The sequence below is a fragment of the Haematobacter genomosp. 1 genome (assembly GCF_002196855.1).
Classification (GTDB): domain Bacteria; phylum Pseudomonadota; class Alphaproteobacteria; order Rhodobacterales; family Rhodobacteraceae; genus Haematobacter.
Genome location: NZ_NIPW01000025.1, coordinates 1 through 12,902, shown reverse-complemented (window position 1 = coordinate 12,902; position 12,902 = coordinate 1). Strand labels below are relative to the sequence as shown.

The window sequence follows — 12,902 nt, the reverse complement described above, 5'->3', positions numbered from 1 at the left end:
GGTTCCATAATCGCTAGATATCGGATCGCCGGCCTGGCGGAGGATGACATCATGACGCGCCCGTTTCCCGTTCTTTTTCTGCTTCTCGGACTCGCGGCTTGCGCAACGCCACAGGAGCGCTGTCTCAACACCGCGACGCGCGATCTCCGCACCGTGAACATGCTGATCGACCAGACGCAGGGCAACATCGCCCGCGGTTTCGCGCTCGACAGCCGGACGGATTGGGTGACGGATTTCGACTGGTGCCCCGGCCCCTCCTGGGGGCGCGGGTATTACCGCCCGATGATGTGTGAGCGCGATGTGCCCGTGACGACGAACGTCCCGCGGGCCATCGACCTTAGGGCTGAACAGGCCAAGCTGGACAGTCTGCTGGAGAAGCGGCGTGAGTTGACCGTGCAGACGGGCGCGCGGGTCGATGCCTGCAGGGCGGCCTATCCGCCAAAATAGGCCGTGAGAGCGGCGGCCTGTCCCGGCCGGCCTCCGTCAGTTGGCGGGCGGAGGCGGCGCGGTGACCGTCGGCACTCCCCTTGCGCGCCAGCGGGAAATTTCGGCCTGCTGGTTGAGTGCATAGGGCGCATAAACCTTGAAATAGGTGGTCGTGCGGCTCATCCGCTCTAGGAGCAGGGGGCCTTCGTCCTTGCGGAATTCGGCATCCGCCACGGCCAGCTCCTGCCGAATGGTGGGATCGGCGCCATAGCGTCCGGCCTGTGCCAGAAGCGCGGCATCCCCGCCGGTTCCCTGACGTTCCACCGCACCGGCATTGCCCCCCAGTACAGCGGTCGCATCGGCGAGCGGGGTCGGGTCGGTGCGATTCGCACCGCCGGGGGTCGGTACGGGGAGGGAAGCGAGGTTCGCCTGCCCCGCCGGGATGTCGAGCGGTTTGGTCGGCAGGATGGCGAACTCGTCCGGGCTGCGGGTTTCGGAGCGAAGCTGGATGAGCTTTCCGTTGCCGCAGGCGGCGAGGCCGCAAGCCGCCGCCAGCACGAGCACGAGCCTGCCCGCCCGGATCCGACCCGCCTGTATCATGCCCCGCTCCATCGCACTCTTGCCGTTTTGTCCTCGTTTAGCCGTTTTGAACCGGGGCGTCACGCCTTCTTGTCGCGTCCGGTGAACAGGACGAGCCCGATGGCACCCGCGAACACCGCGATATCGGCGACGTTGAATGCCCAGGGGTTGTCGATTCCGCAGCAGGACATGTTCAGAAAGTCCGCCACAGCGCCATAGAGAACGCGGTCGATCACGTTTCCGATGGCCCCGCCGATCAGAAGACCGGCCGAAACCTGCGCAGCGGCGGTCTGCGGTTCCTTGCGCATCCACAGCCAGACCCAGGCCGATATGACCAGAGCGACGGCGATCAGCAGCCAGCGGCCCAGATCGCCATCCCCTTGCAGCAGCCCGAAGTTCACGCCCCGGTTCCATGCCATGCGGAAGTTGAGATAGGGCGGCCAGATGTCGATCTCCCGCACGCGGTCGAGCGACATCAGATGGACCACCACGAATTTGCTGAGCTGATCCAGAACGAACGTGGCCGTGGCCACGCCCGCCATGATCCCGAGCGATCCCCCGGCCATCAGTGACGGAAATGCCGCTGACCGGTGAACACCATCGCCAGCCCCGCGGCGTCAGCCGCTGCGATCACCTCCGCATCGCGGATGGAGCCGCCGGGCTGAATCACCGCCTTCGCGCCCGCACGGGCCAGTTCCTCCACCCCGTCGGGGAAGGGGAAGAAGGCGTCGGAGGCCGCCACGCACCCCTTCGCGGGCGAAACCGGCAGATGCAGGAGTTCGGCCATGTGCTCGGCCTTCCGCGCGGCGATCATGGTCGAATCGACCCGGCTCATCTGGCCCGCGCCGATGCCGACGGTCGCCTCATCCTTCACATAGACGATGGCGTTGGATTTCACGTGCTTCGCCACCTTCCAGGCGAACAGCATGTCGGCCAGTTCCTGATCGGTGGGCGCGCGCTTCGTCACCACCTTCAGGTCAGCCGCCGTCACGTCGCCATTGTCGCGGTCCTGTACGAGGAAACCGCCCGCGACCTGCCGGAATGTCAGGCCCTTTGCCGTCGGATCGGGCAGGGTGCCCGTCGTGAGCAGGCGCAGGTTCTTCTTGGCGGCAAAGACGGCTTTCGCTTCGTCATCCGCGTCGGGGGCGATGACGACTTCAGTGAAGATCTCGGCGATCTTCGCGGCGGTGGCGCCGTCCAGCACATGGTTCAGCGCCACGATCCCGCCGAAGGCCGAGGTCCGGTCGCAGTCATAGGCGCGCCCGTAGGCATCCAGCAGCGATCCGCCCACCGCCACGCCGCAGGGGTTGGCGTGCTTGATGATCGCGCAGGCGGCGCGGTCGGTCGGGAATTCGGCCACCAGTTCGAACGCGGCGTCGGTATCGTTGATATTGTTGTAGGACAGCTCCTTGCCCTGCCACTGCCGTGCGGTGGCCACGCCGGGACGGTCGGAGCCGTCGCGGTAGAAGGCGGCCGCCTGATGCGGATTCTCGCCATAGCGGAGCGGCTGGGCCAGCGTTCCGGCAAAGGCGCGGCGGCGGGGGTTCGCCTCTTCCAGCGCGGCGGCCATCCAGGTGGAGACGGCGGCGTCATAGGCGGCGGTGCGGGCATAGGCGATCTGCGCCTGCCGCTGGCGGAAGGCGTAGGACACGCGGTCGTCGTTGCGGTCAAGTTCGGCCAGCAGCGCGTGGTAGTCCTCCACATCGGTGACGACCGTCACCCAGGCATGGTTCTTGGCCGCTGCGCGCAGCATGGCCGGGCCGCCGATGTCGATATTCTCGATGCAGGTGTCGTAGTCGGCGCCCTTCGCCACAGTCGCCTCGAACGGGTAGAGGTTCACGATGAGCAGGTCGATCGGCTCGATCCCATGCGCTTCTATCTCCGGCTTGTGCTGATCGCGGAGGGCGAGCAGGCCGCCATGCACCTTGGGGTGCAGCGTCTTCACCCGGCCGTCCATCATCTCCGGGAAGCCGGTCAGGTCGGCCACGTCGCGCACGGAAAGACCCGCCTTGCGGAGCATCTCCGATGTCCCGCCGGTGGACAGCAGTTCCACCCCCCGCGCGGCAAGGTTCTGGGCGAACTCCAGAAGGCCGGTCTTGTCGGAAACGGAGATCAGCGCGCGGGCGATCGGCAGCAGGTCGGGCATGGTCAGATCCTTCGGCTCAGGCATCGGCTCGGATGGCGCGGGCGGCCTGCGGAAGCTCCTCTTCCGCCGGTTCGGTGTCGCGGATGGCCAGCGGAGTATCCTCTGATTTCGCCAGCGTCCAGCCCACCTCGCCCGCCTTGTCGGCCACAAGGCCCGAAAGAACGATCTGGCGGCTCGGCCGCGGGGCGGCAAGATGCGGATCGAGCCAGACGGAGGCATCCAGCGACATCCGCGCCGCCCCCGCCTGCCGGAAGATCCAGACCTCCGTACTGGGCAGGCGGAGGACGATCTGCTCTCCCTCCACCTCAGCCTCCACTGCGGGATGCAGGTGGAACCGGATGGTGAAATGCACGCCCTGCAGGCGGCTGTTGAGGATCGCGCGTTCCAGCACCCGGCGATCGGCCTCTGTCGCCGCGCCGAGCGCGTCATAGCCGCGAAGCATCCGCCCGTCGCGGGAAAGCTCCAGTTCCCGCACATGGGTGAGGCCATGGCTCGCGACATAGCCGTCATGGCTGAGGACGAGCAGCGGGCCATCGTCGCCGGTGGTGACCTCGGCCCGCACGTTTCGCGGCCCGTCGGAGAGCAACTCCTCCGTGTCCCGGCTGGTCCCGAGCCGGGCGGAGGACAGTCCCTCTATGCCCAGAACGGAGTGGGACGGGGTGGCGCGGGCGGCATTCTCCCAATCGGGGCCGAGCGCGCTCCCCGGCCCGCACGACACGATCAGCGGCCGTCGGCCGGAGGTCAGCTCGAAGGCCAGCGTGGAGGCATGGGCGAGCCGCGAGGCCGCACCCATCGGCGGCGGTGCCGCATCGACGATGAGCGTCGTCCGCGGCGCCGCGAGCCGGAGATATCCCATGGCTCCCACCGCAGGGGCGCCGGCGATGGAATTGGCCCGCGCCCCGGAGGCAAGGAGTGCGCGCTCCAGCCGTCCGGGCGGGGGTGTGGCCCCGCCATGAAGGCGCGGCAGTCCGCCATCCGCCTGTCGCAGCAGGCGCAGGGTGGGCGCGCCCCGCTGGATGGCGTCAGCCACGGCGGGCGGAACCGTCAGGCCCGCGGCCGAGAGCGCGTCGCGGGCCTCCAGCAGCAGCGTCAGCAGGTCGAGCAGCTCTTCCGGGTTGCGGGAAGCCACGGCCCCCCCGGGATCGACCGACCGCGCCGCCTCTGTCGCCAGCCCTCTGGCGGCAGGTCCGGTGAAGGACCGCATCCGCGCCAGAGCCAGCGAGCCGGTGACGAGAGCCGTCAGGGCCTCCACCCGGGCGGGTCCTTCAGGCAGGGATTTCCAGCGACGCCGGAGGAAGTGCATCTCGCGGGTTGCGCCCGAAAGAAGCGCGCGGGGGGGCGATCTGCCGGGACCGGTCAGGAATTCCGCATGTCCGATCCAGCGCCGGAGGCGTCCTGCGGAAAGGTCGGCGCGCCAGCCTGTCTGCCTGTCCCAGCCCTCCACCCACAGCCATGCCCGTTCCCGTGCCGCCCTGCTCCCAAGCGCGGCAAGGTCATCAAGCCAGCGAAAGGTAAGGGCCGCAGTTTCGGCGAAGGGCGTTCGGGGGGCATTTCGGGGGGCATCCAGAGGCGAGCGTGCGGCTGCCATCAGCCGCGCTCCCCGCGCCGGATCACCGTCGATACGGGGCGGCGGCAGGGTTGCGACATGCGGTGCCACGCGCCCGACTGCAGCAAGCCGCGCCGCTAACCCGTCCAGCATATTCCCCTGTCGCTTGCGCACGCCCGTCTCCCGTCTCAGGTCAGCCGGAGGTTAGCGCGCCGCGCGGCGGCTGTCATCGACGCTCGCGATTCACTCCCGGCGCAGGAGGGCCATGTAGAAACCGTCGATCCCGCCGATTTCCGCCCAGTCGTCCGGCCGAATGCGCAAGCCCCCCTCGGGGCTGCGCCAGCCGAGCGGAATGCCGGGAAAGTCCCACGCTGCAGCCTCGATGCGGACTGACGGGTGGCGGGAGACAGCGGCGACCACCTGCTTCTCCCCCTCCTCCGGCAAGAGCGAGCAGGTGCAGTAAACGAGCCTGCCCCCGGGGGCGAGCCAGCCGAGCGCCCGGTCGATCAGCCGCTCCTGCAGGGCGATCAGGGGGCGGAGACTGTCGGGGCCCTTCACGAAGGGCAGGTCAGGGTGGCGACGGATCGTTCCCGTGGCGCTGCATGGCGCATCGAGCAGGATGGCGGGAACCGGGGCCGCAGGGGACCAATGCTCCAGATCCGCCGCCACGATGGTGGCGGAGAGGCCGGTCCGGACAAGGTTCTGCTTCAGCCGCTCGAGGCGGGGGGTGGAGATGTCCACCGCCGTCACCCGGCCGCCCGCCGCGGCGAGCTGCAGCGTCTTACCTCCGGGGGCCGCACAGAGGTCGAGCACCTCCTCCCCGTCGCGAATGGCCAGCCCGCGCGCGGGCAGGGCAGCGGCCGCGTCCTGCACCCACCAGTCGCCGCTTTCATAGCCCGGTTGGGCGGTGAGCGCGCCGGTCCCGCTCAGGCGGAAGCTCCCGGTGGGCAGCGCATCTGCCGCCAGACCTTCCGGTCGCGCGCCTTTCAGGGTGATGTCGGTCGGTGCCCCCGCCACATGGGCGGCTTCGATGGCCTGCGTGGCCCGGTTGCCCCAGGCCGAGTTCAGCCGTCCGCGGAGCCAGCCCGGCAGACGCTGCGGCGGCTGCCGGTCCCAGATGTCCCGAGCCTCCGCCGCCTTGCGCAGCACGGCATTCGCCAGACCGGCATGCCCGGAGGTCTTTTCCGATTTCCCGAGCAGCGCCACCGTCGCATTGACGACGCCGTGGGCCGGAGCGCCTTCCGCCAGCATCTCCACCACCGCGAGGCGGAGGGCATTCCTGACAGGTGGGATAGGGTTCCGCCGCAGAAAGGGCTTCAGAACGGCGTCTGCACGATCGACATTGCGCAGCGTGGCAAGAGCCAGACGCTGACCCCGCGCGCGGGTGTCGGGCGTTTCACGCTGAAGCGGGCCATCCGGCAGCAGAAGGTCAGCCAGCGGCCGACCGTCGGTCAGAACCCCGTCCACGAGACGCAGTGCAGCGGCTCGCGCCGCCAGTCCGGTGACTTCCATCCGTCCTCCTGACCCGCCCTCGGGCGGCGACTTGCCTTGACCGGTGGGGCGCTATAGCATCCCGCCCTTCAAGACAAGCAGGGGGTGACCCATGTCCGATGACAGCTCCGAGCAGCGCGCCGAAGCACGCGCCGATCTTCCCCCGGCCGCGCAACGCGCGCTTGCCGAAGCAGAAGCGCGGCGGCGGGCGGCAGAGAGCAAGCCCGGCCTGCCGGTGGAGCTGGGCGGCCGCGACGGGCCGGAGCCGGTCCGTTACGGCGATTGGGAGAAGAAAGGCCTCGCGATCGATTTCTGATGCGGATCAGCGGTCGGTATGGCCCAGATCACGCTCAGGCGCGATGACATCGCGGAGGCGCTGCTTGATTTCCTTGGGGCCCGGGAAGCCGCCATCCCGCTTTCTCTCCCAGATCAGCGAATCGCCCGCCCTGATCTCGAACATGCCGCCCGTGCGCGGCAGCAGGGCGACCTCCCCCAGATCTTCACCGAACGTCTGAAGCAGTTCCTGCGCGATCCAGGCGGCGCGCAGGAGCCAGTTGCACTGGGTGCAATAGGCTATGCTCACCCGGGGTCTTTCCGCAGCATCTTCCATACCGGCAAACCTCAAAATGCAAAAAGCCCCGCAGAAAGCGGGGCTGTTGCTGGATCGAAAGGACAGCGCTCAGGCAGCAGTTGCGGCCTTGGCGATTTCTTTCTTGATCTTCAGAGCTTTCGGGGAAAGCTCATCGTCCTTCGCCGCGGCAAGGAAAGCATCCAGACCACCGCGGTGATCCACCGTGCGGAGCGCCGCAGCGGAGATGCGGAGCTGGTAGCTGCGGCCAAGCGAATCGGAAATCAGGGTGATTTCGTTCAGATTCGGCAGGAAGCGGCGACGGGTCTTGTTGTTGGCATGGCTGATATTGTTACCAGTCATGACCCCTTTGCCGGTCAATTCGCAAACGCGCGACATCGTTCAGATCCTCACATTACATTGCAGAGTAGGGGCGCGGAAGGACCCGGACCCTGAATTCGTTGCGGGCCGTCTAAGGACAAAACGGCTTCCCGTCAAGCGATTCATGCCAAAACCCCCGGTTTCATGGTCCAACCGATGGGTCGAGGGAACATCCCGCCGCCCCAGGGGGTTTCGTGAGAGGTTAGAGGAGGAGAAATCGCATGGCCATCCCCGACAACAGCCCGCCCCCGCGTAAGGGACCGCTGCCCGGCACGCCGCACCCGGGGTCCGGTACCGGGTCCAATCGCTGGTACATGATCATCGGCGCGGTGGTGGTGATCGTCGCCGTGTATTTCCTGACGATGGGGCGCACGCCGGTGGAAACGGTCCCATCGACCCCGACCCCGACCCAGACGGCGCCGTCCGTCGCTCCGGGACAGGCACCCGATGTCAATCCCGCGCCTGCTGCCCCCGCCAACTGAGTCTCAGGCCCGGTTCGGGTGCCGCGCCTGAACGGAGGAGAGTTCCGCGACGATGCCTTGCGCCGCGGCGCGCGGGTCATCTTCGCGCCAGATGGGTCGCCCTACGACGACATGGTCGGCCCCATCGCCAATCGCCCGGGCAGGCGTGGCGATACGCTTCTGATCGTCGCTGGAGGAAGTGGCCGGCCGCACGCCCGGCGTGACGATCAGCCGTCCTTCTGCGGCAGGAAGTGCGCGGATCATCGCGGCCTCCCAGGGCGAGGCGATGATGCCATCGGCTCCGGCCTCGAACGCGCGGGAGGCGCGTTCCACCACGATATCGGCAACATCGCCGTCGCGGATCAGGCCAGCATCCAGATCGGCCCGGTCCAGCGAGGTGAGGATAGTGACCGCGAGAATGCGGGTGGCATGTCCGCCGCGCCCCTCCACAGCGGCGCGGACCACATGCGGATCGCCGTGAACCGTGAGGAAATCGAGATCGTATTGCGCAAGGCCGCGCACGGCTGCCTCCACCGTCGCCCCGATGTCGAAGAGCTTCATGTCGAGAAAGACGCGCTTGCCCCGCTCCTGCTTCAGCTCGTTCGCAAGGGCGAGACCTCCGCCCGTCAGCATGCCGAGGCCGATCTTGTAGAAGGATGCGGCATCGCCGATCCGGTCCACCAAATCCAGCCCCGCAAGGGCGTTGGGCACGTCGAGCGCAACGATAAGGCGATCATCGGCGGTCATGGCGTTTCCCCTTTTTTCACGGTCGCGCGTTTCCTAATGCCGCTCGTCCCACCGCGCAAGAAAGAAGCGCCGGCGCCACCTTGCAAGCGGCGGATGCGCTTCCCAAATCTTGAAACGACGAAGGCTCGGGAGAAATGTGCTGCATGGCAGGCATTCGATCCGGGCGCTTGGAAGGAGTTGTCATGAACCTTGAAAAGTTCACCGAACGGTCCCGCGGTTTCCTTCAGGCCGCACAGACCATTGCGATGCGCGAGAACCACCAGAGGCTGGCTCCGGAGCATCTTCTGAAGGCTTTGATGGATGACGATCAGGGGCTTTCCGCCAACCTGATCCGCCGCGCGGGTGGAGAACCTGCGCGTGTTGCCGAAGGTGTGGAGGCGGCGATCGACAAGCTGCCCAAGGTCTCCGGCGATACCGGTCAGGTCTATATGGACCCGAAGCTTGGCCAGGTTCTCGACGAGGCTGAAAAGATCGCCAAGAAGGCGGGCGATTCCTTTGTGCCGGTTGAGCGGATCCTCATGGCGCTGGCCATGGTGAAATCCGCCGCGAAGGATGCGCTGGAACTGGGCGCTGTCACGGCGCAGAATCTGAATACGGCGATCAACGATATCCGCAAGGGCCGCACCGCCGATTCCGCTTCGGCGGAAGAAGGCTATGACGCCCTGAAGAAATACACCCGCGACCTCACGGAAGCTGCCGAGGAAGGCAAGATCGACCCGATCATCGGGCGCGATGACGAGATCCGACGCACCATGCAGGTGCTGAGCCGGCGGACGAAGAACAACCCCGTTCTGATCGGCGAGCCCGGTGTCGGCAAGACCGCGATCGCGGAAGGTCTCGCGCTGCGCATCGTGAACGGCGATGTGCCGGAGTCCCTGCGTAACAAGAAGCTGCTGGCGCTCGACATGGGTGCGCTCATCGCGGGCGCGAAATACCGTGGCGAGTTCGAGGAGCGGCTGAAATCCATCCTGTCCGAAATCACCGCGGCGGCGGGCGAGGTCATCCTGTTCATCGACGAGATGCACACGCTGGTCGGCGCGGGCAAGACGGACGGCGCGATGGATGCGGCCAACCTCATCAAGCCGGCGCTAGCGCGGGGCGAACTGCACTGCGTCGGCGCCACCACGCTGGATGAATACCGCAAATACGTGGAGAAGGACGCGGCCCTCGCCCGCCGGTTCCAGCCCGTGATGGTGGAAGAACCGACGGTGGAGGACACGATCTCCATCCTGCGCGGCATCAAGGAGAAGTATGAACTGCACCACGGCGTGCGGATCAGCGACTCCGCGCTGGTCGCGGCGGCGACCCTGTCGCACCGCTACATCACCGACCGCTTCCTGCCGGACAAGGCCATCGACCTGATGGACGAGGCGGCGTCGCGGCTACGGATGGAGGTGGATTCCAAGCCCGAGGAACTGGACGCGCTGGATCGGCAGATCCTGCAACTCCAGATCGAGGAGGAGGCGCTGAAGAAGGAAGACGACGCGGCCTCCAGGGACCGGCTGGAGAAACTCCAGAAGGAGCTTGCCGACCTCACCCAACGCTCGGCCGAGATGACGGCCAAGTGGCAGGCGGAGCGCGACAAGCTGGAGGAATCCCGCGGTCTGAAGGAACAGCTGGACAAGGCGCGCGCCGAACTCGATCAGGCGAAACGGGAAGGCAACCTCGCCCGCGCCGGTGAGCTGAGCTACGGGATCATTCCGGGGCTTGAGAAGAAACTCGCGGCGGCAGAGAGCAACTCCGACATGATGGTCGAGGAAGCGGTCCGCCCCGAGCAGATCGCCGAAGTCGTCGAACGCTGGACGGGGATTCCCACCTCCAAGTTGCTGGAAGGCGAGCGCGAGAAACTCCTCCATATGGAAGAGGAACTCGGCAAGCGCGTCATCGGCCAGAAAGAGGCTGTGCGCGCTGTCTCCAACGCCGTGCGGCGTGCCCGCGCCGGCCTGAACGACGAGAACCGCCCGCTGGGCTCGTTCCTGTTCCTCGGGCCGACCGGCGTCGGCAAGACCGAACTGACCAAGGCGGTGGCCAACTATCTCTTTGACGATGACAACGCGATGGTCCGCATCGACATGTCGGAGTTCATGGAGAAACACTCCGTCGCCCGTCTGATCGGCGCGCCTCCGGGCTATGTCGGTTATGACGAGGGCGGTGTGCTGACCGAAGCCGTGCGGCGCAGGCCCTATCAGGTCGTGCTGTTCGACGAGGTCGAGAAGGCCCACCCCGACGTGTTCAACGTGCTTCTGCAGGTGCTGGATGACGGTGTTCTGACCGATGGACAGGGACGGAGGGTCGATTTCAAGCAGACGCTGATCGTGCTGACGTCCAACCTGGGCAGTCAGGCGCTCTCCCTGCTGCCCGAAGGGTCCGATCCGGGCGCGGCGCGCGCGGAGGTGATGGAGGCTGTGCGGATGCACTTCCGGCCGGAATTCCTCAACCGCCTCGACGAGATGGTGATCTTCGACCGGCTGACGCGGGCCGACATGGACGGTATCGTCACCATTCAGCTTCGGCGGCTGGAGAAACGGCTTTCGGCGCGGAAGATCACGCTGGAGCTGGACGAAAGCGCGCGGAAGTGGCTCGCCGATGAGGGGTATGACCCGGTCTTCGGTGCACGTCCCCTGAAGCGGGTGATCCAGCGGTCGCTGCAGGATCCGCTCGCGGAGATGTTGCTGGGCGGTGACGTTCTGGATGGTGCGACCGTGCATGTGACGGCGGGCGAGGACGGGCTGATCATCGGGGATCGCGTCGCGTCGCCGTCCCGGAAGCATCCGCCCGAGGCGCATGCCGTGCTGCACTGAGCCATCGGTTGTACGCAATCAGCGCCGGGCGGACCTCCGCCCGGCGTTTTCCTGTCCGGTTTCCGCTAAATGTGACCGGACCTGCACCGGTACCGCGCTATTATCCCGTTCTCGCCTGAGAGCGTGAGGAGGCGGCATTGAAATTCCACTGGTCCGAAATCACTCCTGAACGTCTGTGGCTGGATCGCCGCGCGGTTCTTGCCGGTATGGGGGCGCTGGCCGCCTCTCCTGCCTTTGCCGCGGACAAGTGGTCCACCGATGCAAAGCCGAACGCGCTGTCGGATATCACCAACTACAATAACTTCTACGAATTCGGTTACGGCAAGGAGGATCCCTCCCGCAATGCCGGGGCCCTGACCGTCAGCCCGTGGTCCGTCAAGGTTGGCGGCCTGGTGGACCGGCCCGGCACCTATGACCTTGCCGACCTGCTGAAAGGCGTGGCGGTCCGCGACCGTACCTATCGGCTGCGCTGTGTGGAGGCATGGTCGATGGTCATCCCCTGGCAGGGCGTGCAGCTTTCCGACCTGCTGACAAAGTTCGGTGTGCAGCCGTCCGCGAAATACGTGGCCTTCGAGACGCTCTACCGCCCGAGCGAGATGCCTTACCAGTCCAGCCGCCTGCTAGACTGGCCCTATCGGGAGGGGTTGCGGATCGATGAGGCCATGCATCCGCTGGCCATTCTGGCCACCGGCCTCTACGGCAAGCCGCTGCCGAACCAGAACGGCGCACCGCTCCGCCTGATCGTGCCGTGGAAATACGGGTTCAAGTCGATCAAGTCGATCGTCTCCATCACGCTGACGGACACTCAGCCCAAAACGGCGTGGCAGGAACAGAACGCGGGGGAATACGGCTTTTACGCCAATGTGAACCCCAAGGTGGATCACCCCCGCTGGAGTCAGGCGACGGAAAGGGTCATCGGCGCGGGCCTGTTCGGCGGCCGGCGGGACACTGAACCGTTCAATGGCTATGCCGAGCAGGTCGCGAGCCTTTATTCGGGCATGGACCTCACGAAATACTACTGATGGAAAGCGTCAACCGCTGGCTCCGCCGAGTCCCGACGTGGACGATCTATCTGGCAGGTTTGCTTTGGGCTGCGTTTGTCTTCTGGCAGGCGGTTACCGGGGCGATCGGCGTCGATCCGGTACGGGAGCTGGAGCATGCATTGGGGCTGCGCGCGCTTCAGCTCCTGATCCTCGGGTTGGCGATCACGCCGCTCCGCCGTTTCACAGGTCTCAATCTGCTGCGGTTCCGGCGGGCCATCGGGCTGACGGCCTTCGGATTGACGGCGCTGCACCTGATGGCATGGCTCGTGTTCGATATCGGTCTGAACTGGGCTGCGGCAGGGGCCGATATTCTGAAGCGCCCCTATATCACCATCGGAATGGCGGGATTCGTTCTCCTGATCCCGCTGGCGATGACATCCAACAACCTGTCGATCCGTCGGCTGGGCCCGCAATGGCGGCGGCTTCACCGGCTCACCTATGCTGCCGTTCTGGCAGGTGGCGTGCATTATCTGATGGTCGTGAAATCCTGGCCCATGCAGCCCATGGTCTATTGCGCACTCATCCTGGTGCTTCTGGGCCTCCGATTCTGGCCGCAGGGCGTGCGCACGGGGCGGAAGACGGCAGATTCGCGGGAGTGAAACCTGCGCTTACGCGTGCGTGGTAATATTGTGTCTTTGAGTGGGTGGTTTGCGCATTGTGTTCTGTGGATAAGTGGTGTTGTGAAGGTAATGTGAAAAATGTGGTCTGTTTGC

The 12,902-nt window shown here is 66.3% G+C and carries 14 protein-coding genes; 6 read left to right on the top strand and 8 right to left on the bottom strand.

The annotated features are described in order from the left end of the window. The first annotated feature begins 51 nt into the window (after positions 1–51). Complete coding sequence (locus CDV49_RS13070; RefSeq protein ID WP_088215963.1) at positions 52–447, top strand: hypothetical protein; 396 nt, start codon at positions 52–54, stop codon at positions 445–447. Between the two features lie 36 nt (positions 448–483). Here the strand turns inward: CDV49_RS13070 and CDV49_RS13065 are convergent, their stop codons facing one another. The 5 genes from CDV49_RS13065 to CDV49_RS13045 all read right to left on the bottom strand — a co-directional run bounded on the left by CDV49_RS13065 (position 484) and on the right by CDV49_RS13045 (position 6,209). Next, positions 484–1,026 (bottom strand): DUF3035 domain-containing protein, encoded by a 543-nt coding sequence (locus CDV49_RS13065; RefSeq protein ID WP_088215962.1) that lies wholly within the window; start codon positions 1,024–1,026, stop codon positions 484–486. A 59-nt stretch (positions 1,027–1,085) separates the two neighbouring features. After that, on the bottom strand, positions 1,086–1,571 hold the full coding sequence (lspA, locus tag CDV49_RS13060; protein ID WP_088215875.1) for a signal peptidase II: 486 nt from the start codon (positions 1,569–1,571) through the stop codon (positions 1,086–1,088). Further along, the gene (gene purH / locus CDV49_RS13055; RefSeq protein WP_088215961.1) at positions 1,571–3,151 is read right to left on the bottom strand and encodes a bifunctional phosphoribosylaminoimidazolecarboxamide formyltransferase/IMP cyclohydrolase; all 1,581 of its coding nucleotides are present in this window, start codon (positions 3,149–3,151) and stop codon (positions 1,571–1,573) included. The genes lspA and purH overlap by 1 nt, the downstream gene beginning before the upstream one ends. 16 nt (positions 3,152–3,167) lie before the next feature. Continuing rightward, entirely contained in the window at positions 3,168–4,871 is a 1,704-nt protein-coding gene (locus CDV49_RS13050) for a heparinase II/III family protein (protein WP_143413171.1), read from the bottom strand. A gap of 69 nt (positions 4,872–4,940) precedes the next feature. Further along, a complete protein-coding gene (locus CDV49_RS13045) occupies positions 4,941–6,209 on the bottom strand; it encodes an RsmB/NOP family class I SAM-dependent RNA methyltransferase (protein ID WP_088215873.1) in 1,269 nt (422 codons plus the stop codon). Between the two features lie 91 nt (positions 6,210–6,300). Here CDV49_RS13045 and CDV49_RS13040 point away from each other — a divergent pair, with 91 nt between their 5' ends. Beyond that, positions 6,301–6,504 (top strand): DUF1674 domain-containing protein, encoded by a 204-nt coding sequence (locus CDV49_RS13040; RefSeq protein ID WP_088215872.1) that lies wholly within the window; start codon positions 6,301–6,303, stop codon positions 6,502–6,504. A 6-nt stretch (positions 6,505–6,510) separates the two neighbouring features. Here the strand turns inward: CDV49_RS13040 and CDV49_RS13035 are convergent, their stop codons facing one another. Further along, complete coding sequence (locus CDV49_RS13035; RefSeq protein WP_088215871.1) at positions 6,511–6,798, bottom strand: SelT/SelW/SelH family protein; 288 nt, start codon at positions 6,796–6,798, stop codon at positions 6,511–6,513. A 69-nt stretch (positions 6,799–6,867) separates the two neighbouring features. Beyond that, positions 6,868–7,155, bottom strand: a complete 288-nt coding sequence (gene rpmB, locus CDV49_RS13030; RefSeq protein ID WP_088215870.1) for a 50S ribosomal protein L28 — start codon at positions 7,153–7,155, stop codon at positions 6,868–6,870. A gap of 203 nt (positions 7,156–7,358) precedes the next feature. Between rpmB and CDV49_RS13025 the strand changes: the two genes are divergently transcribed. Further along, positions 7,359–7,619: a hypothetical protein gene (locus CDV49_RS13025; RefSeq protein WP_088215869.1), complete on the top strand. Its 261-nt coding sequence runs from the start codon at positions 7,359–7,361 to the stop codon at positions 7,617–7,619. Between the two features lie 3 nt (positions 7,620–7,622). Here the strand turns inward: CDV49_RS13025 and pyrF are convergent, their stop codons facing one another. Further along, a complete protein-coding gene (pyrF, locus tag CDV49_RS13020) occupies positions 7,623–8,345 on the bottom strand; it encodes an orotidine-5'-phosphate decarboxylase (RefSeq protein ID WP_088215868.1) in 723 nt (240 codons plus the stop codon). Positions 8,346–8,527: 182 nt separating this feature from the next. Here pyrF and clpB point away from each other — a divergent pair, with 182 nt between their 5' ends. From clpB to msrQ, 3 genes are all read left to right on the top strand, one after another. Next, positions 8,528–11,146, top strand: a complete 2,619-nt coding sequence (gene clpB, locus CDV49_RS13015) for an ATP-dependent chaperone ClpB (protein WP_088215867.1) — start codon at positions 8,528–8,530, stop codon at positions 11,144–11,146. 137 nt (positions 11,147–11,283) lie between these two features. Continuing rightward, positions 11,284–12,168 (top strand): protein-methionine-sulfoxide reductase catalytic subunit MsrP, encoded by an 885-nt coding sequence (gene msrP, locus CDV49_RS13010; protein WP_088215866.1) that lies wholly within the window; start codon positions 11,284–11,286, stop codon positions 12,166–12,168. Continuing rightward, positions 12,168–12,788, top strand: a complete 621-nt coding sequence (gene msrQ, locus CDV49_RS13005) for a protein-methionine-sulfoxide reductase heme-binding subunit MsrQ (protein WP_088215865.1) — start codon at positions 12,168–12,170, stop codon at positions 12,786–12,788. Before msrP ends, msrQ begins: the two co-directional genes overlap by 1 nt. The last annotated feature ends 114 nt before the right edge of the window (positions 12,789–12,902 follow it).